The sequence below is a fragment of the Leptolyngbya sp. 'hensonii' genome (genome assembly GCF_001939115.1).
In the GTDB taxonomy this organism is placed as follows: domain Bacteria; phylum Cyanobacteriota; class Cyanobacteriia.
This window is the reverse complement of record NZ_MQTZ01000048.1, coordinates 39,707-66,619: the sequence shown is the minus strand read 5'-3', so window position 1 is coordinate 66,619 and position 26,913 is coordinate 39,707. Positions and strand designations below refer to the sequence as shown.

The window sequence follows — 26,913 nt, the reverse complement described above, 5'->3', positions numbered from 1 at the left end:
CAAGCCGGGGAAACGGGCTGCAAGGCTCTAATTAGGCTCTGATTGCATTGGGGGCCAAACTGCTCCCGTCCGGGGTGAACCCAGGCAATATCCCGATCAGAATCTGCCCTCATCTGCCGATCGCGCACTTCGTCTGTTGCCAAACCGCTGATGGTTTTGAATCCAGCCTTGTTTTGGATCTGCCGCGTGCCCATTCAAAACTATCAGGAAATGGAATAGGCCCTGGCCTGATGCACAGTCTCACGATCGGTGAACCGCCGCAGGGGAATCTCAATCCGGAACTCAGCTCCCATACCGGGTTCAGAAATACAATGGAGCGTTCCCTGATGCTTCTCAACAACAATCTGATAGCTGATGGATAGGCCCAGGCCCGTGCCTTTACCGACGGGCTTGGTGGTGAAAAATGGATCAAACAATCGGGCTCTCACGGCCTCGGTCATGCCGGGTCCATTATCCCCAATCCGAATGACGGCCTGATCACAGTCATCGACTTCTGTGGTAATGGTGATGGTGCTGGTATGACAGCTCGTTCCTGATCGGGAATGATGAGGTTGGGGAGCCTCCAACGCATCGATCGCATTGCTCAGCAGATTCATAAACACCTGATTCAGTTGTCCGGCATAACACTCCACCAGGGGCAAATTGCCATAATTTTTGATCACTTTGACTGCTGGACAGTCTCCCCTGGCTTTTAATCGGCTTTGCAAAATCAGTAAGGTGCTATCAATACCTTCATGAATATCCACAGCCTTCATTTCCGCCTCGTCCAGCCGGGAAAAGTTGCGCAGTGACAGGACAATCTGACGGATGCGATCGGTCCCCACTTTCATGGAATTCAGGAGTTGGGGCAGATCCTCCAGCAGAAACGTAATATCTATTTCCTCGGTTCGGGCTTGAATGTCTGATCTGGGCTCTGGATAGGACTGTTGATAGAGTTGCAAAAGCCCGATTAAATCCTGGATATATTCATTGGCATGCTGGATATTACCGTAGATAAAATTAATGGGATTGTTAATTTCGTGGGCAATCCCGGCGACGAGTTGCCCGAGGCCCGACATCTTCTCTGTTTGAATTAATTGGGTCTGGGTATTCTGCAACTCATGCAGGGCCTTTTTCAGCTTTTTGGCCTGCGCTTCAGCAATTTCTGCCAGACTTTCCTTAATTTGCAAGGCACTCCGTAACTGGGCCTGTTGCTGGGTCAGTTCATCGGTCAACTTTTTGGTGTCCATGAGGGCCGTATTTTTGGCCTGCAGGAGAAACAGGAAGTCCACGATCGGGTCATGAATGGCAAAATCCTTCAACTTTAGCCCCAGAGGTCCCAGGCTAGCCGTATCCGTCACCCAGGGAGACCCCAGAAAACACATGACCTCCTGATCTTCCAGGAGCATCATTTGCCCTTTGAGTTGCATCCCATTGTGGAGGGATTCCAGCAGAAAAAGAGAGCGAGATTGCTTGTGTATGGCCTCAAAGTCGAACTCGACTTTAGGGCGAATAATTTGAAAGTACTGTTCAACTTGACTGCCAATTAATCCATCTAGGGTGATGCGCTGCATCACCTCTCCAGCCTGAATGACTTCCCCCTCCCGATTAAATATAAAGTGAAAGGGAAAGGCACGGGCAAATAGAGAGGGGGAAAGACTCAGGTGGGGCGTCATCATGATTCATCCGTTTTGGCTTTGTAGTTGATCTGAAATTCATCATGGTCAGCACCCGTCTCCCGACTTTGGGTCTGGGTGACATCGACTTCAGTATCAAATCGAGTTCCCAGTCCTTTTACCAACCCCACAACCATCGGGGCTAAACCCTCGCGGCTGGAATAGTAGTGGAGATGGAGAGATTCTTCCGTCTGCTCACTGCAGTCAAAAGAAGGGGGCTGCAGTTGCGGAAAAATGACACCCACACGGGCATGCAGGTTGTCCAGATTTTCCAGAAATTCCGGTAGATTGTCCCCACTCATCTCCATCATTTCACCATAGCCTTCACTGGCGGTGTAGGTCACCCAATATTCCCCAAAAGCCTGCATGATTTCTGAGGCTGATAAGCCCAGGACTTCACTGGCGGCTTTGACCAATTTGTGGGTGACATCGTCAGGGTAGCCTTCCATGCTGATAAAGGCATCAATTTCCAGCTCTGCTTTTTGTTTAATGGTTTGCCAGGTTTCCTCACCAAAGTGGCTGCAGACCATATCTTCGATCGCTTTGTTGACTAAGCCGTACATAGAATCCTCCTTGTAGAACAGTGTGGGTACTTGAAGACGTTATAGCGTTAGGCTTTCCTTAATCAAAGTTCTTGCGGCAGTCCAGGTCAAGGGTTTTGAAAAGAAATATCCTTGGGCACTTTCGCAGTTCAGTTCCCTCAGTTGATCCAGTTGACTGGCGGTTTCCACCCCTTCCGCTACCACGTTCATACCCAAATTCTGAGCCAGCAAGACGACAGTGCGAACAATTTCCAGTTTCTCAATATCGGTATCGACCACTTGAATGAAGGAGCGATCGATCTTCAGGGTGTCGATCGGGAATCGATTCAGGTAGCTTAAAGAGGAATACCCTGTCCCAAAGTCATCCATGGAAAGCTGAATCCCTAAAGCTTGCAGATCCAACAATGTGGCTGTTGTCGAGGGCACATTGTCCATAAAGATACTTTCGGTAATTTCCAACTTGAGACAGCGGGGATTAAGCCCGGTCTCCTTGAGGATGTGCTGAATTTGAGCGGTGAAATCCTCCTGGAAAAATTGTTTCCCAGAGATGTTGACACTGATCGTTAAACCGAAGGTATTGGGAAATTCCTGTTGCCAGCGACGCATCTGCTGGCAGGCTTCCTGAAGAACCCAGGAACCCAGGGGAAGAATTAAGCCGGTCTCTTCTGCGATCGGGATGAATTCAACGGGAGAAATGAACCCTCGCTCGGGATGTTTCCAGCGGACCAGGGCTTCAAAGCCTGTGATCTTCTGGGTTTTCAGCGACACTATAGACTGGTAATAAACCTCAAACTCCTGACGCTCGATCGCCCGTCGCAGATCCGTTTCCAACTGCAACAGTTTCACTGCTCGGAGGTGCATAGCGGAATCAAAAATCTGGTATCGAGCCTTACCCATATTTTTGGCGTGATACATGGCCGTATCTGCATCCCGGAGTAGATCTTCCGGTTGCCCATACTCATTCGTGCTGAACGCAATCCCAATGCTAGTGCTGGCAAAGATTTCATTCCCGTTAATCATAAACGGCTTCATGAGTTCCCTTTGCACTCGTTCCGCAACTTGAGTGGCATAGTCACTGTTCTTGATGCCTTCGAGCAGGATAGCAAACTCATCTCCACCCAAGCGGGAAATGGTATCCCCTTCACGGAGACAGCCTTCCAGCCTGCGGGCAATGGCAATCAGCAACTGATCGCCCACCATGTGACCAAGGCTATCGTTGATCACCTTAAAGCGATCCAGATCAAGAAACAGCACCGCAAACAGATAGGTTTTATTCCTTTTGGCCATGGCACTGGCGTGCTGCAAGCGTTCCATAAACAGAACCCGGTTGGCCAAACCGGTTAATCCATCATGGAACGCATCATACAATAGTTGCTTTTCGACCCGTTTGCGTTCCGTGATGTCTCGACAGACCACAACCCCTCCTTTGACTACCCCATCTTTATCTTTGATGGGCCGACCTGTGACTGTAATCCAGATCCCGTCGGGGGCATGGGGTTGGCAGACGAGCATTTCAACATCATTCACTTCTTCCCCCCGAATGGACCGATCTAAGGGCAAATCTTCGGGGTGAAACGGAATTATATGGTCGTCCTGATAAAGCTCGACCTGTTGCAACCACTGATTGTGGGTCAGATTGTGGGGCTGAGTTTTAAACATGCGCTCCGCTGCCGGATTAAAGACCAAAAAGTTTTTCTGTTCATCGGCCACAATCACGGCGTCGCCCATGCTATCCAGAATTGATTTTAAGCTTTCTGAAATTTCTGTTTGTTTAATTAATGCTGTTTCAATAATTTTTCGCTGGGCAAACTGACCAATTTTAATACTGATGTCAGTCATCATTTCTAATAAACTATCATCAGGCTGACAGGGCTTATGGCTAAAAAATTCCAGCACTCCAATTAACTCAGACCCATCCTGAATGGGCAAAGCAAAAACGCCCTGGAGTCTTTTGTGAACGGCATGTAATCGGCGAGGAGAGTTCGGGTCAGAACTGATGTCTTCAATCCAGGCAGTCTTGCGCTCTTCCCACACCTGCCCAGGTAACCCGGTGCCAGGGGCAAAGGTCAACACCCGATTCAGGGTCTCGAACTCGGCAAAGAATTCCGGCAGGGTAGTCCAGACTTCCTGACACTTCAAGACATTGGACTGTTGATCCACCATCCATAAAACACCGACCTGCCAATCCAGAGCCATGCAAAGGGCTTCCAGAAGTTGTACCATGGCTTCATTAAAGGTGGCAGATTCTGTCAGAATATGGGTAACAGTGTAGAGCGCTGCTAGTCTCTGATTAGTCTTGCGTAGCTCAGTTCGTTGTTCTGTGAGCTGATCAGTCAATTTTTTGGCATCTGATAAAGCAGTATTTTGTGCTTGTAGCAGGAAAAGAAAATCAACTACTGGGTCATGGATGGCGAACTGATTCAGTGAAAGTCCAAAAGCTTTTAGAGAAGCCAGATCAGTAACCCAGGGAGAGCAGAGAAATAACATGACTTCAGGACATTGAATGTACATCATCTGTCCCTTGAGCTTCATGCGGTTGTGCAGAGATTCCAGGAGAAATAAGGCTCCAGATTGCTGACTGATGCGGTCAAAACTTAATGGAATCTTGGGTCGATCGATGCGGAAATGTTGCTCAAGCTGACTACCAATCTGCAGATTGGGATACAGTTGTTGAATCACTTTCCCCACCTGAACAATCTCATGATTGCGGTTAAATGCAATATGAAATGGAAAGATTTCTGTCAGCAAATCTGGCAAAAGATTATAGCGCGGACAAGCTTGAGTGCACTCAGATACATGGAAGTGGCTGCAAGTTAGTTCTTGTACATTCAACTCAGATGTCATGGTTTCGACCCTTCTCTTTGACCAGGGAACAATATTCCTTCAGCAGGCGGATTCAGATCAACCTATTTCGTCTGGCTAAACTGATGTTTTCCAGATAAGGTTTTTGAAATTTCTTGCTTCCTGAAACAAGAAATTTAATCATCTGAAAATACCTGATTGACTCATCAGGGTAAGTGGTTCACTCATAACGCAGGCAAAATGTTTGCCCCGTATCAGGCAATTTGTCTTTTGACAATTACTTTAGAGAGAACTTCTCTGAACTGCTGATGTCGGCTGATAAACTATTTCCATTTCATCGATCGGGGTAGATTAAGATGCAAATTTCCCCGCTCATACTGGTTCGATCGGCACTCTGTCTAGAAAGCTGATGTGACTGACTCAATTCAAACTCTATGTTGAATTGTTTTATTGAGCTAAATTGTTGTGTATTTTCTCCAGAAATAGCCTCTGGATAAAGTGGTTGTAGTGATAGCAAAAAGTGATAATAGCAAGGAAAAAGCAGGTAGGGCTTAAAGTAGTGATAGTAGGCAACAATAAACTTAAGACTGGAGATGTTTTCGCCCTATGGGTTTACTCCATCTTTTCACCCCATATCTTCAGCGAGGTGAAAAGTTATCATGATTATGCAGACAAGAGCAGTGACAGATGGTTTTTCGAGCTGCATGAGGTGGCTTTTCGCTGAATTCCATTAAAGAATTGCACTCTTGCATTCATTGCTTCTAGAATAGCACGATTTACATCCATGGCAGTTTCTGTGGTGGTAATCCGAGGCTCGATCAGGGCAGCTAATTTTGCTGCATGACTAACGTCTACATCGATATGAAGATCAAAGAAGATGAGAGATTCTCTGGATAAAAAAGTGGCTCCAACAATCCCATTTTGGAGTTGGGTATATAGGGAGCTCACAATTCCTTCCGAGGCAAAACAAATGGCACCCAAAGCACCCAGATAACCATATTGGTGGGGCAGGCTCAGATACGTTTCAATCAGGTGGCGAGTTTCTGGCTCTGTGGGCAGGCTGGCCAGAGTTTCATCGTTAATTCCCAGTTCTCGGGTAAAGCGGCGAAAGAGTTCTGGGTGAGACAGGCTGTTGTCTCCCTGGCCCATCTCATCCAGCAGATTTTCCAGAATCACAAATTGGGCACTCTCATCGGGGCAGCAAGACAAAATCCCAGCCAGAATTCGATTGAACTCCTTCGAGAATTTATACATCTGAACCGCAAGCACCTGTACCTCGGTTAGGGTGAGTTGTCCAGCCCGACACCGGCCCAGGAATTCATGGTTCCAGAGGGGATGAGTTGCCGCAACCTCACTGAAGGTCTGCATCACAGAAGAAGATAGGGGTTTCATTTCGACACCTCTAAGGCTAGATGAAGGGGATAGTCAACCAGGGGTTCAAAGAACGATGGATCAAGGGCAACATGCTCCGGCAGAACTTTCAGTTCACGCAGGGTGGGCATGGTTTTAAAGCCAGCTGTTTGCAGAGCTGTGAAGTAATCTTCCAGGGTTTTGTGAACCAGTTGTACGGCCAGGGAGGAGCCGTCTCGTTTCCAGATCCGGCCTGGAAATTGCTGATCGCGCTGGCTGAAGTATCCCCCTTCTTCAACCTGGAAGTAGAAGGGATATTCTGCCTGTCGCATATAGGGAAAGGCCGGGTGGGGCACACTAAAGATGAACCGTCCACCCGGACGGAGAATGCGGATGACCTCGGTCATACACTCCTGGGTCTGGGCTAGGGTCAAGTAGTTGAACAGGAAAACGGCAACTACCTGATCAAATTGCCGATCGCCAAATCGGGTCAGATCGGTGGCGCAGCCTACTTCGTAATTAATCCCCAAAGGCTCCCGTTCTTCCTGGGCCTGGGCCGCAGCAATCATGCCTTGGGATAGGTCAACTCCCACGACTTCCCCAGCCCCTCGACGGCGTAATTCCCGGCTGCAATACCCTTCCCCGCATCCCAGATCCAGGATTTGCAATCCGGCAATGGGTTCGCATAGCTCTAGTACTGCCGGACGAGCTGTAAAGTCAGATAGGGAACTGGGCTCTCCTCGAACCCAGCTTGAGGCTGTGCCGTTGTATAACTCCTGGGTTGAACAGTGATCGGTTTTCATGTTTTCAATCCTGAACAAAACGTCCTGCAACAATTTCGATCGGGTAACGCAGTCTTACAGAGGCTGGTCAAAGAGCTGAACCTTCCGATAACCCCGAGCGTAGAGTGGCACTGGGCCACCTTGACCCTGCTTCGATCGGCACTGAGCCATGGTTTCATCAAACACAATCAGGCGATCGCTGCCGACTTGCAGCCACTCTTCATAGGGCACGCAGTTATCTTCTTCAACACCGCCGATGCTGGGGGGAACCATCGCCCGGTAAGCCTCGTTGAATTTGCGACGGAAGCGGAAGTCCACAGAGATTCTCAGCCCTTCGGAGGTGCGTCTGACCGTCTGGTGTAATCCCCGAGCATCGTTGAAGTACATCGTTCCATGCTGGAGTTGGGCATCGCTGTAGGATACGACCTTGGGGATATCCCGACCTTCGTCAAAGTCAGACATGACGCGCATGGCGGAGAGTTCCATCTCACGGGGCATCTCACCGGCCTCGATCGTAATATTTTCGATATCGCCAAACAGGGGCAGAACAACTACAGTGGCATCGGCATGCACCCCGGCCCAGACATCACTGTGGAGTTTGGTGCTGGTAAACGGCAGCCGCAATTTTTCGGGGTCTGTTTTGCCGTAAACCATCCGCAGATTAACGGGCAGATCAACCGCATCAATTAGATCATTGGCTCCCAACTGCCGAAAGGCATTGGCCACGCTTTTTTGAAACAGATTGAATTCCAGGCTCTGCTCCCGCTTGGGCATTAGTAAGCCGGTGCCTGTGTGGTTGGGAAGGGTACCTCTGGCCCCCAGTAGTCGTTCAATCATCTCCGCTTCTGAGAGGATGATGGGGCTGTTCAGACAGGCTGAGATAAAACCTGCAGCAGCATTTTGAATCTGCTGAAACAGTTCGGGCCGCAGTTGGTGCTCAAATAACAGCCGATATTGGTGCCGGGTGGCCATTCTGGCTGCCAGTTCATTAAATAATTGATCACCCAATTGGGAGAAGGCCATTGCCTTGCTGTTGTCCACGTCCTGCAGTTGCTGCGATCGCTCAACCAATGTTCTAACCATTCTGTTCCCTCGATAGAGCTTGCTGATCTGGTGTGAGAGCTGTAGTTCTTTCAGCTATCCTTGCTCTAGATTTCCACTGAAAAGTGAAGAAGTAGGGGACTGTTCCTTGCTTCACCCAAAATTCATCTTTGCCACTGGTTTTATCAAGGAATGTTTAGAATTCATCGGTTGGACTTCAGATGAATCGGTCTTTTTGCTAAGGCACTCAACCCCCTTTTAATCATTGGTCAGCCTGGTTTAAGTGTCTAACTAGACTCACAATAACCCCATTGGATCTGCAGAGGGATAGGAGATCAACCGCCATATCTTTGCGGTAATTTAGGATTATCCTGCCTCACCTCTTGTTGTTGGGTGATTTCATCCCATGAATTTGCCGATTCTGGACCAGATTATCGATCTCAATCCCTTAATCGTTACGCCAGAGACTTCCGCCCTGGAGGTGGTAACTGCCCTGTTGCAGAAGAAGACTTTGGCGCAACCCCCAGAACTCGGCCAGTTTCATCAAAACCATGCCAGTTGTGCGCTGGTGGTGTCAGACAGGCGGTTAGAAGGCATCTTCACAGAACGGGATGGCATGCGTCTGGCTATTTCTGGGCTGGATTTGGCCACTATTCCAGTATCAGAAGTCATGGGGCAACCTGTGATTACTCTGCCCCCTGCGGCAGCCCGTAATGTGCGCAATATTCTGTCGTTGATGCACCAGAATAGCATTTGTCATTTGCCCGTTGTTGACGATCGGGGGGATCTGGTGGGGCTGATTGAGCAGAGCAGACTCTATCAGACGATCGAGGTGTTGCAGCAGTGGCTGGAAGCGCAGGCAGTCCAACTGAAACAGACCAACAGCCGCCTGCATCGGGAAATTGCGGAGCGTCAACGGGTTGAAATGGCCCTGCAGGCTTCAGAGGGCAAATTGCATGATGTCCTGAATAATGCGATCGCGGCGATTACCAGTTTTCGGGTATTTGCGAATCGAGACTGGGAGTACGAATACTTTTCTGCCGGATGTGAACGGTTGTTTGGCTATTCTTCCCAGGAACTGATGGCAGACAAGACGCTCTGGATGTCGAGGGTGCATCCAGAAGACTGGCAGCAGGTGATTGTTCCCGCTTTTGGACAGTTCTTTAATGGAGAAACCGTAACCCTTGAGTATCGCTTTCATCACAAAGACGGGTCCCAACGGTGGATCACGGATACCTATACGTCCAGGCGGGATGAGGGGACTGCTTGCTGGATTGTAACCACGGTGGCTACGGATGTTACCCTGCGCAAGCAGGCGGAAGCAGCCTTTCAACAGCAACTGGTGCAAGAACAGTTGGTGGCGGAGATTGCCCAGTACATTCGCCAATCCCTGGATTTAGACGAAGTTCTCCGCCGAACTGTGGAACGGGTGCGGCAGTTCCTACAAACCGATCGGGCGGTGATCTTTCGCTTTCGTTCTGATTGGCGAGGCACCATTGTTACGGAATCAGTGGGTCCTGGTTGGACCTCTATTCTCTCGACCCTGATTCACGACCCCTGTTTTGGCGAGCGTTATGCTGAACCTTATCGCCGAGGGCGGATCTCGGCCATCACCGATCTGCTTGTGGCAGAGGTTCAGCCTTGTTATCGGGAACTGCTCTCCCATTTTCAAGTCCGAGCCAATCTGGTGGTTCCCATTTTGCAGGGGGATGAGTTGTGGGGGTTGTTGGTGGCCCATCACTGTGCCAGTCCCCGAGAATGGCACCAGGAGGAAATGGAATTGCTGCGGCAGTTGGCCACTCAGGTCGGGATTGCGATTCAGCAATCAGAACTATATCAGCAGACGCACCGGGAGTTGCTGGGGCGCAGACGGGTACAGGATGCCCTGCAGGAGAGCGAAGAGCGCTTTCGCTCCTTGAGTGCTTCGGCCCCGATCGGGATTTGCCAGACCAATGCCGATGGGTGCTGTTTGTATACCAATGCCCGCTGGCAGGCCATGTCGGGGTTAAAACCGGAGGATTGTATGGGTAATGGCTGGACCCAGGCGATTCACCCGGACGATCGGGAAACCGTGATCACTGCCTGGGAAGCTTATTTGGAGCAGAAACAGGAGTTCGATCGGGAGTTTCGGCTCTTGACTCCCCAGGGAGAGGTGCGCTGGGTGTCTGCCCATGCGGCCCCAATGCGATCGATCACGGGCGAGATTATTGGGTATGTCAAAACAGAAGAGGACATTACCGATCGCAGACGGATGGAAGAAGCCTTGCGAGAGAGTGAAGCGCTGTTCCGTCAGGTGACTGAAAACATCCACGATATTTTCTGGATAGCTACCTTTCCAGCGCACCAGATGCTTTATGTCAGTCCTGCCTATGAAAGCATTTGGGGGCGGACCTGTGCCAGCCTTTATGAGCATCCTCACTCGTTTCTGGATGCTATTCATGAAGAAGACAAACCGGGGGTTATTGCCTGGTTTGAGAATATCTCCCAACGGGTGGAACGGGATATTGAGTACCGAATTATTCGTCCCGATGGAATGCTGCGCTGGATCTGGGATCGGGCATTTCCTGTGCGAGACGGCGAGGGCAAACTGTACCGTATTGCCGGAGTGTCCAGAGATATCACCGAGAAAAAGCAACTGGAAGCCCAATTTTACCGGGCCAAGCGGATGGAAAGTTTGGGCACCCTGGCCAGTGGAATTGCCCATGATCTCAATAATGTCTTCACCCCGACGCTGACGATCGCCCAACTGCTCCTGATGAAATTGCAGAATGCCGACGATCGCACCCAGGAACTTTTAAGAACCCTGGAAGAAAGTGCCAGACGGGGCGCAGAGATGGTGAAACAAATCCTGACTTTTGCTCGGGGCGGTGCAGAAGGAAAACACATCACCTTGCAGATCCGGCATTTGTTACAGGATGTGCTCACGATCGCCCAACGGACCTTTCCAAAATCCATTGAAATTCATCAGGATCTTCCTCTGCAATCCCTGTGGCTGGTTCTTGCCGATCCGACTCAACTCCATCAGGTTTTCCTGAACCTCTGTGTCAATGCCCGGGATGCCATGCCCAATGGCGGGGTTCTAACCGTGACTGCTGAAAATTGTCATATTGATGCGGCAGATGCCTTGCTCAATCTCGATGCCCGATCAGGAAACTATGTCATGGTGACAATTTCAGATACTGGCACAGGTATCCCAGCCGAATTACTCGATCGCATTTTTGATCCCTTTTTTACCACCAAAGAGCCTGGTAAGGGCACTGGGTTAGGGCTTTCCATTGTGTTGGGAATTGTCAAAAACCAGGGTGGCTTTTTGCAGGTATCGAGTGAGGTTGGTCAAGGGACTCAGTTCAAGGTGTATTTGCCTTCTGCAGAAGGGATCACCCCAACAACCACTCCAGAGGAAGTGGTCTCTCAGGGGAATGGGGAACTCATTTTGATTGTGGATGATGAAGCCAGAGTCCTCCAGACGACTCAGGCTCTGCTGGAAAGTTGTAACTTCCGTACCCTGATTGCCGAGGATGGGATTAAAGCCCTCTCGCTCTACGCTCAGCATCAGGCAGAAATTGCTGTGGTGCTCCTCGATATCATGATGCCGAATATGGACGGATTGACCGCTATTCGTACCCTGCAACAGATTAATTCACGGGTCAAGATTATTGCCAGCAGCGGTCTGGACTCCAATCGGCAGAAGGTGATGGCAGCCGGGGTTAAAACTTTTCTGTCGAAGCCTTATACTATCCAGGAGTTGTTGATGGCTGTTCAGACTCTAATTGCAATTGACCCCCAATAGCTTGATCTGGGTGACAAGGCCAAATCCCATTTCGGTTGAGGGACCCTAAGGATCGTGGATTTAATAACTCCGAAATTTTCAGCCCTCACCCCCAACCCCCAACCCCTCCCCCTCTCCCATCGGGAGAGGGGGAGGGGGGTGAGGGCAATCAGGAGTTTATCGGTGTTATTTAATTCTCATTCCTAAGATGCCCCTTTGAGGTTTTATGAAGCAAAGACTGCTGGATGGCACTATTTTTCTAGCCACGCTGACGATCCTGATCGTTAGCTATTCCCTATCTGCTCTGGCTCAATCTGTGTCTCAAGGGATGGCTACCTGGTATGGACCGGGGTTCGCTGGGAATAGGACGGCCAATGGGGAAAGGTTTAATCCTAAGGAACTCACGGCGGCCCATGGCACCCTCCCCTTTGGAACAAGAGTTCGAGTCACTAATATGCGCAATGGCCGTTCCGTGATCGTCAGGATCAACGATCGCCACCAGGATTCATCCATTGTCATTGATCTCTCCAGTGGTGCGGCTGAAGCGATCGGACTGATTCAACTGGGAACGGCCATGGTCAAGTTAGAAGTCCTGGATGAAACTACTTCTGTCACTGGAAATATCCAAAAGTTGGAATGGCCAGATGCAAGTCTACGGTGATGACCTGGCTTATATCCATGATGTTGGTCATGGCGACTTTGCCCGTCAGTCGGCCCCAGGCTTGCTGGACTTCCTGCAAACCCATGGCCTGACCTCCGGCCTGGTGGTTGATTTGGGCTGTGGCAGTGGCATCTGGGCCGCAGCCCTAGACCAGGCCGGGTACTCGGTTTTAGGGATTGATCTGTCCGCAGCCATGGTTGCGATCGCCCGCGATCGAGTCCCCCAAGGGCAGTTTCAGGTGGGGTCATTCCTGGCAACGGAACTGCCTTCCTGTGCGGCCATCACAGCCATGGGCGAATGTCTCAGCTATCTCTTTGATCCGAACAATACGGACGAGGGCTTGCTGCAGTTTTTTTGCCAGGTTTATACAGCTTTGCAGCCTGGAGGATTGTTCATTTTTGATGTGGTTGCTCCCGGACGGGTGCCGGGAGCAGGGCCAAGACGCACCTACCGGGAAGGACCGGATTGGGTGGTGTTGGTGGAGGCAGAGGAAAACCTGGAGCAGCAGGTTCTGACGCGCCAGATCACCAGTTTTCGGCGGGTGGGGGAACTCTATCACCGAGACTATGAAGTCCATCGGCAAAGGCTGTTCCAGCCAGCGGATCTGGAGGCACCTTTACACCAGGTCGGATTTCAGGTAAAGACCTTGACGGGATATGGCTCGTTCCTGTTTGGCCCCGGCCATTTCGGCATGCTGGCCCAGAAGCCCAGTCCTGCGGAAGCCAGTGATTAGACCTGCCATCCATCTCCTCCTTTGTAAATCTCATAGGAGCTTAGAGCAAAGCAAGGAACCCGATTTAAATCCCCCCTGGGGAGGGGTGGCCCGCAGGGCCGGGGTGGGTCTACTCGGCAGAGTCTGGGCACGAGGGGTTCCTCTCATCTGGAGAGGTGCCGGGGTGAGTCCTAACCTAGCGAACAAATTGAGGCATGACTTCGGCGGCAGTCAGCAACCCGTAAATGCCCCGGCGATGCAGGGACAGCCCCGCCTTGAGATACCCGAAGGCAGGACCGCACACATTCGCAGCCATGCTGGTTTCATCCCCCAGAGTAAAGGTATGGGTTGAGATCTTCCCTTCGAATGTCCGACCGGTAATCTGAACATTCGTGCTCAGGGGCTTCTTGGGATTGCGGGTATCGACAACACCGCCAACGGTAACCCGATCGCGTCCACAAATTCCCGCCAGTTCCAGCATGATATCGTCCGCATGCTCCATGTTTTCCAGAGCCAGAATGCCGTTCGTCTGATCCAGCAGGGCTTCTACTTCTGCATCGGTCATCTGCTGCGCCCGATCAACGGTAAAACCAGGTAGATGGGCAATATCCTCTCGAATTGTGGCCCGATAGGCTTCCCAGTTGGCAATCCCGACACCGAAAGTAATCTTCACACTATGGACTTCGGCATAGCTCTGGGCGGCCAGGGCAGCGGCGGCGGTTAGCAATCCTGGCGTGGCCCCACAGCCAGTCAGATAGGTGATTCCGGCAGCCTGCAACTCGTCCCGCAGGACCAGCAGTTGCTCGACGGCACTGGTGCGCTTGAGGGCATCCACCAGCACCCCCTGCCAACCGGATGCAATGAAGCGACGAGCCACATCAGCCATAAAGGTGTTGGGCAGGTTGGGCAGGGCCAGGAAATAGCCATCGACCCGATCGGCCTGTTGCATCAAAGCCTCAATACTGTTGGGACTCAGGACTCCGTTCTGCTCCAGATACCCCAGGGTGCCCCGACTCCGGTAGGTGGCAATACAGGCATCGGGGTTCAGTCCCTCAGCGGCATAGGCATAGCCCTCCCGATCGGCGGCGGCCACCAGCCTCATCTCTTGCTTCGGTGCCAGCATTCTTGCCGCTGCCTGCCCTAGGCCGCCAAAGCCCAGAACGCCAACCCGAATCACCCGATCCAGACCTGCTTGATCCAACTGAACCGTCCGATGCTCCGTCTTCATACCCATTACCCAGATTGAATAAATCCTAATTATCTCAGAATTTGTCCAGGGCCATGATTGACTTCAAACAGATTTCCGTAACTGACTGCCAATCTGCTTTAGAATCGCCAGCACGCCATAGAGGCAGTTACGCCCCGGCAACAGCAGCATAATATCTGAGACGCCATACTGCGGACGGGGTTGCTGCACCAGTTTGATAAATCCATAGCTACTGCCATTGGTAACGAAGCCGTAGGTTGGCAATTCTGGATGGGGATTGGTGAACATATAGCCTAAAGCTTGTGGAATGGCCTGGTCAATCCCCAAAGCAGACCCTTTGGACTCAATGACAAGCATCCAGAATTGATCCTGAACGACAAGGGCATCAATCCGTCCTCGCCAAATTTCGCCCGCTTCGGACCATTCAATTTGAACCGATTCTTCTAAGTGAACTTCAAAGGGAATGCGATAAAACCCGGCTAAATGCAGCAGGGGCGAAACAACCACCAGTTTAACCAGCCCTTCTGAGACTCGCCCCTGTCGAGTTTGATCAAAATAGTCCTGTTGAACGCGATCCAAAAATTGCTTTTCGTCTTCACCCAGATCCGGGAGCGGTAATCGCCACTCTGGAAAAAATTGCGGATCATCCGTCAGTTGCAACTGCTGTTTCTCTATGAGATCTGGCAGGGTGAGACTGCCGATCGCGATCGTGTTGACCATTGACGTTATCTTTTAACTGGAGAGGGCGAATACTTTTATCATGCCTCACTCCCTGGTCTTTAGAGATCCTTTGTGAGCTACTGGACAATCCGGTTTTATCGAAACTGCTCAAATAGCCAGCGATTCACGGCTCCGTCGTCCTCGCTTTGGCTGCGCCGCAGGGCTTCTGCAATCACCGTCATGGGCAAACTGGGCAGCACCGCTGATACCTGAATTTGCCGACTGCCGCCATCGGCGATCGCAAAGGCAATTACCGTGGCTGCTGTAACATTAACCACCCAGTATTCTTGTACCCCAAGCCGCTCATACAGCAGACGCTTCTGGCCTAAATCATCACTTAAAGTTGTGGATGAGATTTCGATCGCTAAAGTTGGGGAACCCCAGACCTCGACATCCACCGGCTGATTATTCTTGGTCGGGCGCTGCACATCGGAGCTAATGTAATAGGCTAAGTCTGGCTGACATTCCCGCTCACCAGCTTTACGAAAACTGGTATTCGTAAATGACACATAGGTCATTTCTTTCAGTGTCCCATATAGACTTATGACTGCTGCCAGAATTGAATTATCCTGACCGTGGGCAGACCCAATGGGCATTGTCTCAATCCTCATCCAACCGGCATCGTAATAACATCGCGCCTGCTCTAATTCAGGTTGATCGCATAGCACCAGAAATTCTTCCCAGGTGGCTGGCACCCAGATATCAGTGATCGTGTTTTGGAGGGGAGGGATTGTATTGACCATTTCAGTTCACCTCTAGGCATCAGTTTAGTCCAAATGTGAGGGGGATTGGGCGAGCTGGATCGGGTTCAAAGGTATTTTGTCAGAATGGCGGAATCTACTACTATGCAAGGGGGGTTTGAAGCAAAGTCGGGGGGATGGGGTGCGACTGTTTAGGACGATCGCAGGCTTGCGCTGTTTTCTGGAGCTGCAACGATCGCAGCAGCGAGTTTTGCAGCCGCCGATCGTTGCAGGGGAATTGATCCTGCTTCAGGAAGAGGTGGGGCTGGTCCCAACCATGGGAGCGCTACACCAGGGGCACCTGAGCCTGATTCGGCGAGCTAGACGGGAAAATGCCATCGTGGTCGTCAGTCTTTTCGTCAATCCGCTCCAGTTTGGTCCCCATGAGGATTTCGATCGCTATCCGCGTGCTTTGGAGCAGGATCGGGCTCTCTGTGTGGAGGCTGGTGTCGATGCCATGTTTGCCCCGACGGTCGAGGAAATGTATGGGCAGGGAGAACCGCTGACCCAGGTGATGCCTCCCCCAGAGCTGATATCGAGGCTCTGTGGGGCCTATCGTCCAGGTCACTTTCCGGGAGTGGCGACGATCGTGACCAAATTGCTGACGATCGTCCAGCCCGATCGGGCTTACTTCGGACAGAAGGATGCTCAACAAGTGGCTGTCATCCGGCGACTGGTGTCGGATTTGAACCTGCCGGTTGAGGTTGTTGCCTGTCCCATCCTGCGGGAAGTAGATGGGCTGGCCATGAGTTCCCGCAATCAGTACCTGACCCCAGAACAACGGCTACAGGCAACGATTCTGTATCGCTCTTTACAGCGGGCTGAGCAGATATTTCAGAGAGGAGAACGGGATAGCAGTGTCCTGATTGAAATTGTCAGGCTAGAATTAGCAACTGTGCCAGAGTTGCAGTTGGAATATATAGAGATGGTCGATCCAATCACGATGATTCCTATGGATAGAGTAATCAAAACAGGACTGATGGCAGTTGCTGCGCGGTTGGGTTCTACCCGTCTAATTGATAACATTCTGCTGAGACCCAACCGCAAGCCGATGATTGCGATCGATGGACCCGCCGGGGCAGGTAAATCAACCGTAACCAGGCTGGTGGCCCAGTCGTTGGGATTGTTGTATCTGGATACGGGAGCCATGTATCGGGCTGTGACTTGGCTGGTGTTGGAGTCGGGAATTTCCCTCCAGGATGAACCGGCGGTTGCAGAGCTAGTCAGCCGTTGCCGGATTGAGCTGGTGAGTCAGGCGGATCTTCAGGCCCCTCCCCAGGTCTGGATCAATGGGCAGGAGGTCACGGAAGCCATCCGAACCCCAGAAGTTACAGCTCAGGTATCGACGATCGCGGCCCAGCCTGCAGTGCGCCAGGAACTGGTGAAACAGCAGCAGCGGTATGGTGAACAGGGGGGGATTGCGATCGAAGGGCGGGATATTGGTACCTATGTATTTCCTGATGCCGAAATCAAAATCTTCCTGACCGCCTCGGTGTTGGAACGGGCTAGACGCCGCCAGCAAGACCTGAAAAACCAGGGCAAGGGTGAGATTAGTCTGGAGGAACTGGAGCATGCCATCCTGGAACGGGATCGCAAGGATAGCACCCGGGCTCTGGCTCCTTTACGGCAGGCAGAGGATGCGATCGAAATCCTGACCGATGGATTAACGGTGGCTGAGGTGGTCGATCGAATTGTGCGCCTTTATCAAGAGAAATGTTGAATTTAAAACCATGGTCGGCAAGAGGTTGTCTGTCGGAATTGCGGCCTAAAAGTGAGTAGTAAAACTCAGCCATCCGGAACTTTGAGCCTTGCTTCATAGAATCTTCATTCATTAAGTGTTTTCCAGGAAGTCGTTGCAAGCTTTCCTGGCCTTGCTTTTGCCCATAAAAGGGTGCTTTTGTGAAGATTCTTGATTCCTTTCTTTTGTAAAGAGAAGCCTAAATTCTTGAGAATTTCACATTTGGCTGCGTATCAGTCATTATTCCTGTCATCGTTTGCTTACAGATGACGGAATCACACACGTTAGTCAACTGGAGATACGATATATGGTGTCTTTTGCAAAAACCTTATCTGCAGGGGTTTTAGGTACAGCGATCGCAGCCATGGGCACGCTTCTGGCTGCTCCTTCCCACGCCACAACCCTGACAGGTTTCCAGACCTTTGGGGATGACATGGACGGGATGGAAGTCACCGTCAAGTTCCTGGGAGGGGGCTCGGAGACCAAAATCTGGGGCGATACAGGTCCTGGTGCTGGGGGTGCGTTTGGAACGGGTTGGTCCCTGGTCCAGTCTGGGGATACCTTTAGCAGCCCCTGGACCCTGAGCTATGGGGGAAGTGGCAGCATTACCTCCCTGCTCATCAATGCCATTCCGGGTAACACGGTTTTTGACCTGAGTGAACCCAGCCCTGGGACACCCGGATCAGCAAATGGTAGAACCTTTGATGTCCAGAGTGGCCAGGCTCCCACCTCGTCTAATTACTCGGTTCCGATTGATATCTCTGTGGGAGATCTGTTCGGCCAACTGACCTTGCAGTGGGCCAATGGCTTCAAGGGAGATCTGTCCTTCCTGGCTGATACCGACAGTGGAACCACAGACGACCCTGTTGATCCCAAACCCGTTCCGGAATCTGCAGCACTGTTAGGTCTGCTGGCGATCGGGGCTCTCGGTGCTGGCTCTCGCCTCCGCTGGCAGCGGGGCTAATCAACTAACCCCAGAGGCGCAGAGACAAGAAGGATTGTCTCATTGTCTTTGCGCCTCTGCGGTATTACTGAACCGAACTCAGGACCTTTGCCGATCCCACTTCCGGGTTCACTTCTGGGGTATTCGCTTCGGACGGGGGAACCACCTGCCAGAATCGGGGTAGATAGTCAGACCAATGCTCCAGAATAGTTCTAGCTTTCTGACTACCAGTCCGATCGGCCTGTAAGGTAATCAAATCCTTGAGTTGCTGTTCTCCAGCCGAAGTCCTTACCCGCTGAATCTTGACAATCTCAGGGTTGACTTTCTTGGGTAGGCTCCCATCTTCATCCAGGAAGTAGGCCAGTCCGCCGGTCATGCCAGCCCCGATGTTGCGACCGGCTCGACCAAGAACGACGATCGTACCCCCAGTCATGTATTCGCAGCAGTGATCTCCGGTTCCTTCAATCACCGCCTGGGCGCGGGAGTTGCGGACGGCAAATCGCTCACCCGCCTGACCATTGGCCAGCAGAATACCACCCGTGGCACCGTAGAGGCACGTGTTGCCAACAATCACATTTGTTGCCGGATCGTAGGTGGCTTCTGCTGGAGGTCGGATCACAATTTCACCCCCATGCATGCCCTTGCCCACGTAATCGTTGGCTTCCCCTTCCAGGTTTAGCACCATGCCGGGATGATTGAAGGCTCCGAAACTCTGGCCGACGCTACCCCGGGCGTTGAGGGTAATCTGGCCCGTGAAGCCAGTATCCCCATACAATTTGGCGATCGCCCCAGATAACCGGGCTCCCACAGTCCGATCGGTGTTTACCACCTTGACCGTTTTGACCCCACTGGATTGGTTCCGAATCGCGGTCTGAATCCCATCATCAGCCAGCAAGTCATCATCCAGAACTGGACCGTTACTGTGAACCGTTTCATGCTGTAGCCAGCTGCGATCGGTGCGGGCATCAGGCAGTTGGGTCAGGCAGTCCAGATTTAGAGTCTGGGTCTTGGCCAGGGTGACGGACTCTCGCACCTGAAGCAGATCGGCCCGACCAATGATGTCCTCCAGGGACTGGTAACCCAGTCTGGCTAGAAGGGAGCGAACCTCTTCGGCAATGAAACAGAAGAAGTTGACCACCCGCTCTGGAGTGCCAGGGAAGCGTTTCCGCAGATCTTCCCGCTGACTGGCTACCCCCACCGGGCAATTATTTGTGTGGCAGATACGGGCCATGATGCAGCCTTCCGCAATCATGGCGATCGATCCGAAACCGAATTCTTCCCCCCCCATCAGGGCGGCCATGACCACATCCCAGCCAGTTTTAATGCCCCCATCCACCCGCAGAACCACCCGATTGCGTAACCGGTTCTCCATCAACACCCGATGCACTTCCGTCAAGCCCAATTCCCAGGGGCCGCCAGCATGCTTGATTGAGCTGAGAGGAGATGCACCTGTGCCGCCATCATGGCCAGAGATCTGGATGATGTCTGCGTTGGCTTTGGCGACCCCAGCCGCAACAGTGCCGATACCGACTTCTGCCACTAGCTTGACGGAGACCTGGGCCGAAGGATTGATTTGATGCAGGTCAAAGATCAGTTGGGCCAGGTCTTCGATCGAGTAAATATCGTGGTGGGGTGGCGGTGAAATCAAGGTTACGCCGGGCTTGGAACGGCGCAGCATGGCAATGTAAGGGCTAATCTTATTTCCAGGTAACTGGCCCCCCTCTCCGGGCTTGGCTCCCTGGGCAATTTTGATCTCCAGTTGCTGGGCACTGGCCAGATAGGCGGGCGTCACCCCGAATCGACCTGATGCTACCTGCTTGATGGCGGAACTGGCCGTATCCCCATTGCGCAGACCCTTGAGATGGGGCAACAGAGGCGACAGACCCTGCCCATCCACATCATCCAGAATTCGGTAACGAACGGGATCTTCACCCCCTTCCCCAGAGTTAGACTTGCCGCCGATGCGGTTCATGGCGATCGCCAGGGTTTCGTGGGCCTCCCGGGATAGGGCTCCCAGGGACATGCCCCCGGTGCAGAAGCGGGTCACAATCGCCTCAACCGGCTCCACCTGCTCCAGGGGAAGGGCAGGACGATCACTGCGGAAATCGAGTAGATCCCGCAAAGCAGTGACTGGGCGACTTTCTAGTTGTTGCTTGTAAAGTTCGTAGTAGTCGAAGTTCTTGTCGATCACGGCCTTGTGTAGGGCCTTCGCCATTTCCGGATTGTTCATGTGGTATTCCCCACCGGGCCGGAAATTGACAAAACCGTAGTTTTCCAGTTTCCGCTTGGTCAACTCCGGGAAGGCCCGGCAGTGGAAGGAAACCACTTCCTGAGCCAGTTCAGCCACACTCAGCCCCCCCAGACGGGAGGCCGTGCCGCAGAAACCCAGATTGAGGAGATCGGCTCCAATGCCGATCGCTTCAAAGATCTGGGCTCCGTGATAGCTGGACAAAAGTGAGATCCCCATCTTAGACAGGATTTTCAACAGGCCAGACTCCACGGCTTTGCGGTAATTCTTTTGGGCTGTGGCCAGGGTAATGGCCTCCAGCTTACCTCGCTGCATCAGACCCTGAGTCTTAGTGTCCAGCCACCATTGCCGCACGCTCTCCAGGGCTAGATAGGGACAGACCGCACTGGCTCCATAACCAATCAGGCAGGCGAAGTGGTGCGTACTCCAGCACTGAGCTGTATCCACCACCAAGGAGGTGTGCATGCGCAACCCCTGTCGGATCAAATGGTGGTGAACTGCGCCCACGGCCAGTAGGGGTGGAATGTAACTGCATTCTGTACTCAAGGTCTGGGGCTCGCCCTCAGCTCCCACCCGATCGCTCAGGACCAGAATCTTCTGTCCGGATCGCACAGCGACAGTGGCCTGCTGGCACAGGTTTGCTACCGCTGCTTGCAGCCCTGCCGGTCCCTGATTCAAGTTATAGAGGGTGGACAGTTTCCCGGTCATAAACCCAAACTGTGGAATGGTCTCCAAATCGGCTTCGCTCAGAACTGGAGAAGTGAGTTTGAGCAACTGGGCAGATTCGGGTCGGTGTTCCAGCAGGTTGCCCCGCTCCCCGAGCTGCATTGTCAGGGACATGACCAGGCTCTCCCGTAATGGATCGATCGCGGGATTGGTTACCTGGGCAAAACGTTGCTTGAAATAGTCGTATAGGAGTCGGGGTTTATCCGATAGCACGGCCAGGGGAATATCATCCCCCATGCAGAAGGTGGGTTCCTTGCCCTGGCTAGCCATCACCTCAATTACCATCTCCACATCTTCGGCGGTGTAACCGAAGGCGGTCTGGGCTTGCAGTAAGCCCTGGGAATCGATCACCGCGACTTCACCGAAGGGCTGAGCCTCGAGGATGCGACGATGCTGCTCCAGCCATTGCCCATAGGGATGGGCTCCGGCAATCCGCTGCTTGATCTGCCAGTTCCTCAGAACTTCCTGGGTTTCCAGTTCAACGGCAATCATTTGTCCTGGCCCGAGCCGGCCTTTCTCCACGATCTCAGCTTCCGGTAGATCCACCACCCCCGTTTCCGACGCCACGATTACCAGATTGTTACGGGTGATGCAATAGCGAGCTGGACGTAGACCATTGCGGTCCAGGGTGGCCCCCACCATCTTGCCGTCACTGAAGACTAGCAGGGCGGGGCCATCCCAGGGTTCCTGGATGCCACTGTAGTATTCGTAGAAGTTAGAAATATCCGGGTACTCATCCAGATCAGGCTGATTTTGATACGCCTCCGGCACCATGATCATTAGGGCCTCTGCTGGACTGCGCCCGGAACGGACCAGTAATTCCATCACGTTGTCCAGATTGGCGGAGTCGCTATTGTTGGCATTAACGGTGGGTTTCAGCTCGGCAATTCGATCGACCTCAACTCCGTTCTGCGGCATGACCCAATTAGGATGGGACAGATCTTGTTCGCGGGCAAGCATCCAATTGATGTTGCCCAGCAGGGTGTTAATCTCACCGTTGTGCCCCAGCAACCGCATGGGTTGGGCCAGCGGCCAGCGGGGCATGGTGTTGGTGCTGAAGCGCCGGTGATAGATGGCAAAGACACTTTTATAAGCGGGCTGGCGTAAATCCTGGTAGAAATGACCCAGAACTTCCGATCGGACCATGCCCTTATAAACGATCGTCCGATTAGACAGGGAACAGATATAAAACTCTTCCCGATCGGGGATTTGGCTTTCAGCAGCTTTCTGATGAATTTGCTTGCGGATCAGGTAGAGGTGCCGTTCCAGCGCATCTCCCTGCAGATGGGTGGAGGACATCAGACATTGCTCGATTTGGGGCTGGTTTTCCCTGGCCTGAGGTCCAAGCACCTCTGGCTTCACAGGCACAACCCGCCAGCCCAGAAAAGTCAGCCCCTCTGCTGCGGTAACTTGCTCTACGATCTGACGGATTTGCGCTGCTGCTGCCGGGTTCTGAGGCAGGAAGACCATCCCGACCCCGGTTGCCGCTGGCATCAGCGATGGCATTTGCTGTGCCAGGAGTGCCCAAGGGATTTGGGTCATCAACCCGGCTCCATCTCCAGAATCCTGATCGGCACTACAGCCCCCCCGATGTTCCAGACAGGTGAGGGCTGTCAGGGCCTGTTCCACCAGACCATGACCCGCCTGACCCGCCAGATCGGCAATGAACCCGACCCCACAGGCATCTCGCTCTTCTACCAGCCACCGCTGGCCTGCATATCCTGTTGCAGGGCGATGGTCTGACAGTGCACTTGAATTCACAGACCGGGTCTCGATCGCTTGGCTCACGTTGTTCATGGTTCAGGGTTAGATCCTTGCAGAGAAGCGTTAACAGGGTGGTAGAAAGGGTAAAGGAGGAGGAAGAAGCCTGCCGACAGGCAAGAGAGTCTGGAGAACTGAAGGTCGATCGTAGGTCTTGGGGCTGATCCTGTTCTGCTTGGAACAGGGGCACTGGACTGATCGTCAGATGATCTCACGAACGGACTGGTGGGATTAAACTGGAGCTGGCATCCTCACGGCGTTAAGATTAGCGCTGTGAGGATCTAAACGCTCATTTCGAGGTAGAGAAGAATATTATAAAAACCTGATTAAATCTGGCAATCCTCAAAACTTGTAGTTAAGACCGAAAATTAAATCAAGTGGGGGGTGCCCCCGCAACCCAATTATTCACTGGATTGAATCCGTGCTCCCAATGGGACAGCAACAATCCAAAAAGGGTTATAGGTAGGAACAATACCAGGAAGAACAATAAATTTTGTTTTAGTGATTTGGTCTAAATTATGGGCCAGGGGGCTGATTCCCCTTCCTTCTCTCTATCTATTCTCCTCAGTTCCTGTGATTGTGGCGCACCAGGTTAGATTTTCCTGACAGTCCAGTTTAACTCAAATTATCCCATGTTCTTTTTAGGGAAATCTTCCCCCTGCCGACTTCCCCTCTGCCTGCTGATAGCGGCGTTCTCCCTGCTCACTACTGGCGCAGGAGAGGGTGCTGCAATGGCGTCATCCTCTCCCCAATCTGATCGTCGATCTTCCCTGGCTCAGGGGCCATCTCAGTCAGGGACGGCCTTGTTGCGTCGAGGAAATCAGGTGGTGATCAATGGTCGGCCTCAGGCTGTCCCCTGGGTACAGTGGGGTAAGGTTGCCCAGGCGGATCAGGTGAATACGGCGATCGCGGATTTCGGTCTGGCCCAATTCCTGGGCCTGGAACTGCTCAACACCAGAGACTTCCGCCAACAGCCAGTGAAATGGTTTTCCCCACCCCTGCCCTTGGCGGTGCAGTGGTCTCCCCCTTACCGATTTCTGGATGCCACAGCGTTACTGCGGCAGACGGGCTGGGACATTCAAGCTGAGGGGGAAACTCTGCGGTTGACCCTCGTTCCTCCAGGTCTGACCAACGTTAGCTGGGGATTGCAGCCGTCGGGCGATCGGGTAGTCCTGGACCTGGAGCGGCCTGCCCCCTGGCAACTGGATTGGCAAGGGGGAGAGGCTGTGATTACCCTGGCTGCTACAGCCAGTCCAGAGTTGTTGCAACGATTGGCCCCTAGCCTGGAGGGAATTGCCCGAGATGCCTTGCAGCACAGTCCGGCTCCTCAGGTTGAATCGGGCAATGGGCAGACGATCGTGCGGGTCAAAGTTCCGACGGGCTTGTATCCCACCCTGACGACCCTGGCTAATCCTCCCCGGCTGGTGATTGATACCCGTCCATTGCCCCTGCCGCCCCGGGATATTGCCTGGGCTCCAGGTCTACGGTGGCAGCAGAAAACCCTGCGTGTCGGGGAAATGGATTACCCAGTCATTTGGCTGGCCCTCAATCTGCGCCAACCTGGGCTAACGGTGAAGCCCTTCTGGACCGATACCGAGACCCTGGTTGGAACGGGTCCCCTACTGACCACCGCTCAACGTCAGCAGGCGATCGCTGCCATTAACGGCGGATTTTTCAACCGTAACACCCAACTGCCCCTGGGGGTGATTCGTCGGGATGGTCGTTGGGTGTCTGGCCCCATCCTTAACCGGGGGGCGATCGGTTGGACTCAGACTGGGGCAATCTGGATCGGTCGCTTCAGTTTGCAGGAAACACTCACGACCGCAGATGGTAAACAGTTTCCAGTCCTGACTTTGAATAGTGGCTATGTCCAGGCTGGTATCTCTCGCTATACCTTAGAGTGGGGCACCACCTATACCCCGATTGTCAATGACGAGATTTTGATCGGGATTCAAAACCAGCAGGTGATTGGCTATGCCCAGGGCGGGCCAGCCGGACAGACGGCCTTTCCGATTCCTCCTGATGGATATCTGCTTACCCTGCGCTCGAATAAGAGCGCGGTGGATGCCTTTCCGATCGGGAGTCTGGTCAAGCTGGAGAGTCGTCCAGAACCGGAAGATGTCCTGCGCTTTCCGCAGATTTTGGGGGCAGGTCCATTGTTGATCCAGAACCGTCAGATTGTCCTGGACCCTAAGTTAGAGAAGTTTAGTGATGCCTTCAGTCGAGAATCTGCAGTTCGCAGTGCGATCGGTCGGACTGTATCGGGGGAACTCTTACTGGTAGCGGTTCAAAGTCAGCCCTATCAGGCAGGGCCAACCCTGACTGAGATGGCCCGCATGATGGAACAGTTGGGGGCGGTGGATGCCCTGAACCTGGATGGTGGCAGTTCCACCAGTCTCTATTTGGGCGGGTGGTTACTGAATCGCTCTCCCCAATCGGTAGCCCGGGTTCATAATGGCATTGGGGTTTTCTGGCAGCCCCCCCCCAAGTAGCTGGGATCAGGTTATGACTGCCCTGACCCGTCAACCCTTCAGCGCTTTTCCTTAAAGCGAAATTAAAGCAAAACCGGCTGCAAATGAAGACTTGATGTAAATCAACTCGATTCAGACGGAATTCATCGCTCTACTTAGGTGTATTTGCTAAGGTTGAGAAAATGGCACCGACAGAACAGCCCGTTTCCAGATTTCTCAAGATTCAGGCTCTTAAATATTTTAACTAGAAGGAGAAAAACTGTGGCTCAGCTTCAAGAAGTTCCCCAGTACGCGCTGCCGTCCCTACCTCTGGGTGCTGCCAGAGGAGTTGCGGCGACAGAATTGAGGCCGTGGGGCTCTTTCACGGTTTTGGAAGAGGGACGGGGTTACAAAATTAAGCGGATTGAAGTGAAGCCTGGCCATCGTCTGAGCCTGCAGATGCACCACCATCGCAGTGAACATTGGATTGTTGTCTCTGGTACAGCCCGGGTGACCTGTGATGATAAAGAGGTGATTGTCTTTAGCAATCAGTCAACCTATGTTCCCCAAGGCACCAAACATCGCCTGGAAAATCCTGGTGTTATTCCCCTGGTTTTGATTGAAGTTCAAAACGGCGAGTATTTAGGGGAAGATGATATCATCCGCTTTCAGGATGATTACGCTCGCGCCCAGTAGGAATGATTCATTTAAGTAAAACTGCAATTAAAGAAGTCATGCGTCTGAAGTCTCGCAATGTAGAGTCAGACGCATTTTTCCGTGTCAGTGTTCAGGTTGGGGGCTGCTTAGGGCTTTCCTATACAATGCAGTTTGTTGAATCTGCTGCTCCCGACGATCGGCTCCACAATGCTGAGGGGATTCAGATTGCGATTGACGCTCAAAGTTTCTCCTATCTGGATGGTTTGACCCTGGACTACTCCGAAGATCTGATGGGGGGAGCCTTTCGGTTCCACAATCCAAACGCTGCCAAACATTGCGATTGTGGGGGATCATTTAGTATTGTCGCGGAAACCTCACCCACGCCCTAGAGACGTTGCCTATTGAAACG

18 protein-coding genes are annotated in these 26,913 nt (G+C 52.5%); 8 read left to right on the top strand and 10 right to left on the bottom strand.

Going from position 1 to position 26,913, the window contains the following annotated elements:
- Positions 1-203 precede the first annotated feature (203 nt).
- The 6 genes from BST81_RS20400 to BST81_RS20375 all read right to left on the bottom strand — a co-directional run bounded on the left by BST81_RS20400 (position 204) and on the right by BST81_RS20375 (position 8,214).
- Positions 204-1,658, bottom strand: coding sequence for an ATP-binding protein (locus BST81_RS20400; RefSeq protein WP_075600357.1), 1,455 nt, complete (start codon positions 1,656-1,658; stop codon positions 204-206).
- Positions 1,655-2,218 (bottom strand): heme NO-binding domain-containing protein, encoded by a 564-nt coding sequence (locus tag BST81_RS20395; protein ID WP_075600356.1) that lies wholly within the window; start codon positions 2,216-2,218, stop codon positions 1,655-1,657. The genes BST81_RS20400 and BST81_RS20395 overlap by 4 nt, the downstream gene beginning before the upstream one ends.
- 39 nt (positions 2,219-2,257) lie before the next feature.
- Positions 2,258-5,041 (bottom strand): EAL domain-containing protein, encoded by a 2,784-nt coding sequence (locus tag BST81_RS20390; protein WP_083636977.1) that lies wholly within the window; start codon positions 5,039-5,041, stop codon positions 2,258-2,260.
- Positions 5,042-5,662: 621 nt separating this feature from the next.
- On the bottom strand, positions 5,663-6,391 hold the full coding sequence (locus BST81_RS20385) for an iron-containing redox enzyme family protein (protein WP_075600354.1): 729 nt from the start codon (positions 6,389-6,391) through the stop codon (positions 5,663-5,665).
- On the bottom strand, positions 6,388-7,152 hold the full coding sequence (locus BST81_RS20380) for a class I SAM-dependent methyltransferase (protein ID WP_075600353.1): 765 nt from the start codon (positions 7,150-7,152) through the stop codon (positions 6,388-6,390). The genes BST81_RS20385 and BST81_RS20380 overlap by 4 nt, the downstream gene beginning before the upstream one ends.
- A 54-nt stretch (positions 7,153-7,206) precedes the next feature.
- Positions 7,207-8,214, bottom strand: coding sequence for a hypothetical protein (locus tag BST81_RS20375; protein ID WP_075600352.1), 1,008 nt, complete (start codon positions 8,212-8,214; stop codon positions 7,207-7,209).
- Between the two features lie 364 nt (positions 8,215-8,578).
- Between BST81_RS20375 and BST81_RS20365 the strand changes: the two genes are divergently transcribed.
- The 3 genes from BST81_RS20365 to BST81_RS20355 all read left to right on the top strand — a co-directional run bounded on the left by BST81_RS20365 (position 8,579) and on the right by BST81_RS20355 (position 13,335).
- Positions 8,579-11,962 carry a PAS domain-containing protein gene (locus tag BST81_RS20365; RefSeq protein WP_083636976.1) on the top strand — a complete coding sequence of 1,128 codons (3,384 nt, stop codon included), beginning with the start codon at positions 8,579-8,581 and terminating at the stop codon, positions 11,960-11,962.
- A gap of 205 nt (positions 11,963-12,167) precedes the next feature.
- On the top strand, positions 12,168-12,602 hold the full coding sequence (locus BST81_RS20360; RefSeq protein WP_075600351.1) for a septal ring lytic transglycosylase RlpA family protein: 435 nt from the start codon (positions 12,168-12,170) through the stop codon (positions 12,600-12,602).
- Positions 12,586-13,335, top strand: a complete 750-nt coding sequence (locus BST81_RS20355) for a class I SAM-dependent methyltransferase (RefSeq protein WP_075600350.1) — start codon at positions 12,586-12,588, stop codon at positions 13,333-13,335. Before BST81_RS20360 ends, BST81_RS20355 begins: the two co-directional genes overlap by 17 nt.
- Positions 13,336-13,510: 175 nt before the next feature.
- Here BST81_RS20355 and BST81_RS20350 read toward each other — a convergent pair whose 3' ends face one another.
- The 3 genes from BST81_RS20350 to BST81_RS20340 all read right to left on the bottom strand — a co-directional run bounded on the left by BST81_RS20350 (position 13,511) and on the right by BST81_RS20340 (position 15,984).
- Positions 13,511-14,548 carry a saccharopine dehydrogenase-like oxidoreductase gene (locus tag BST81_RS20350; RefSeq protein WP_075600349.1) on the bottom strand — a complete coding sequence of 346 codons (1,038 nt, stop codon included), beginning with the start codon at positions 14,546-14,548 and terminating at the stop codon, positions 13,511-13,513.
- Between the two features lie 57 nt (positions 14,549-14,605).
- Complete coding sequence (locus BST81_RS20345) at positions 14,606-15,241, bottom strand: hypothetical protein (protein ID WP_075600348.1); 636 nt, start codon at positions 15,239-15,241, stop codon at positions 14,606-14,608.
- A 95-nt stretch (positions 15,242-15,336) separates the two neighbouring features.
- Positions 15,337-15,984 carry a Uma2 family endonuclease gene (locus tag BST81_RS20340; RefSeq protein ID WP_075600347.1) on the bottom strand — a complete coding sequence of 216 codons (648 nt, stop codon included), beginning with the start codon at positions 15,982-15,984 and terminating at the stop codon, positions 15,337-15,339.
- A 115-nt stretch (positions 15,985-16,099) separates the two neighbouring features.
- Between BST81_RS20340 and BST81_RS20335 the strand changes: the two genes are divergently transcribed.
- Both BST81_RS20335 and BST81_RS20330 read left to right on the top strand, forming a co-directional pair.
- Positions 16,100-17,701: a bifunctional pantoate--beta-alanine ligase/(d)CMP kinase gene (locus BST81_RS20335; RefSeq protein WP_363080507.1), complete on the top strand. Its 1,602-nt coding sequence runs from the start codon at positions 16,100-16,102 to the stop codon at positions 17,699-17,701.
- A 325-nt stretch (positions 17,702-18,026) separates the two neighbouring features.
- Positions 18,027-18,683, top strand: coding sequence for a hypothetical protein (locus BST81_RS20330; protein WP_075600346.1), 657 nt, complete (start codon positions 18,027-18,029; stop codon positions 18,681-18,683).
- A gap of 64 nt (positions 18,684-18,747) precedes the next feature.
- On the opposite strand, the gene BST81_RS20325 is transcribed toward BST81_RS20330, so the two are convergent.
- On the bottom strand, positions 18,748-23,433 hold the full coding sequence (locus BST81_RS20325; RefSeq protein ID WP_083636975.1) for a glutamate synthase-related protein: 4,686 nt from the start codon (positions 23,431-23,433) through the stop codon (positions 18,748-18,750).
- 695 nt (positions 23,434-24,128) lie between these two features.
- Between BST81_RS20325 and BST81_RS20320 the strand changes: the two genes are divergently transcribed.
- From BST81_RS20320 to BST81_RS20310, 3 genes are all read left to right on the top strand, one after another.
- Complete coding sequence (locus tag BST81_RS20320) at positions 24,129-25,889, top strand: phosphodiester glycosidase family protein (protein WP_075600345.1); 1,761 nt, start codon at positions 24,129-24,131, stop codon at positions 25,887-25,889.
- A gap of 273 nt (positions 25,890-26,162) precedes the next feature.
- The gene (locus BST81_RS20315; protein ID WP_216351409.1) at positions 26,163-26,543 is read left to right on the top strand and encodes a phosphomannose isomerase type II C-terminal cupin domain; all 381 of its coding nucleotides are present in this window, start codon (positions 26,163-26,165) and stop codon (positions 26,541-26,543) included.
- 2 nt (positions 26,544-26,545) lie between these two features.
- Positions 26,546-26,893, top strand: coding sequence for an iron-sulfur cluster assembly accessory protein (locus BST81_RS20310; RefSeq protein ID WP_075600343.1), 348 nt, complete (start codon positions 26,546-26,548; stop codon positions 26,891-26,893).
- Positions 26,894-26,913: the final 20 nt, after the last annotated feature.

Coding starts and splice junctions, on each gene's coding strand:
- BST81_RS20400 (WP_075600357.1), bottom strand. CDS start 1,658: ATGATGACGCCCCACCTGAGTCTTTCCCCCTCTCTATTTGCCCGTGCC.
- BST81_RS20395 (WP_075600356.1), bottom strand. CDS start 2,218: ATGTACGGCTTAGTCAACAAAGCGATCGAAGATATGGTCTGCAGCCAC.
- BST81_RS20390 (WP_083636977.1), bottom strand. CDS start 5,041: ATGACATCTGAGTTGAATGTACAAGAACTAACTTGCAGCCACTTCCAT.
- BST81_RS20385 (WP_075600354.1), bottom strand. CDS start 6,391: ATGAAACCCCTATCTTCTTCTGTGATGCAGACCTTCAGTGAGGTTGCG.
- BST81_RS20380 (WP_075600353.1), bottom strand. CDS start 7,152: ATGAAAACCGATCACTGTTCAACCCAGGAGTTATACAACGGCACAGCC.
- BST81_RS20375 (WP_075600352.1), bottom strand. CDS start 8,214: ATGGTTAGAACATTGGTTGAGCGATCGCAGCAACTGCAGGACGTGGAC.
- BST81_RS20365 (WP_083636976.1), top strand. CDS start 8,579: ATGAATTTGCCGATTCTGGACCAGATTATCGATCTCAATCCCTTAATC.
- BST81_RS20360 (WP_075600351.1), top strand. CDS start 12,168: ATGAAGCAAAGACTGCTGGATGGCACTATTTTTCTAGCCACGCTGACG.
- BST81_RS20355 (WP_075600350.1), top strand. CDS start 12,586: ATGCAAGTCTACGGTGATGACCTGGCTTATATCCATGATGTTGGTCAT.
- BST81_RS20350 (WP_075600349.1), bottom strand. CDS start 14,548: ATGGGTATGAAGACGGAGCATCGGACGGTTCAGTTGGATCAAGCAGGT.
- BST81_RS20345 (WP_075600348.1), bottom strand. CDS start 15,241: ATGGTCAACACGATCGCGATCGGCAGTCTCACCCTGCCAGATCTCATA.
- BST81_RS20340 (WP_075600347.1), bottom strand. CDS start 15,984: ATGGTCAATACAATCCCTCCCCTCCAAAACACGATCACTGATATCTGG.
- BST81_RS20330 (WP_075600346.1), top strand. CDS start 18,027: ATGGTGTCTTTTGCAAAAACCTTATCTGCAGGGGTTTTAGGTACAGCG.
- BST81_RS20325 (WP_083636975.1), bottom strand. CDS start 23,433: ATGAACAACGTGAGCCAAGCGATCGAGACCCGGTCTGTGAATTCAAGT.
- BST81_RS20320 (WP_075600345.1), top strand. CDS start 24,129: ATGGCGTCATCCTCTCCCCAATCTGATCGTCGATCTTCCCTGGCTCAG.
- BST81_RS20310 (WP_075600343.1), top strand. CDS start 26,546: ATGATTCATTTAAGTAAAACTGCAATTAAAGAAGTCATGCGTCTGAAG.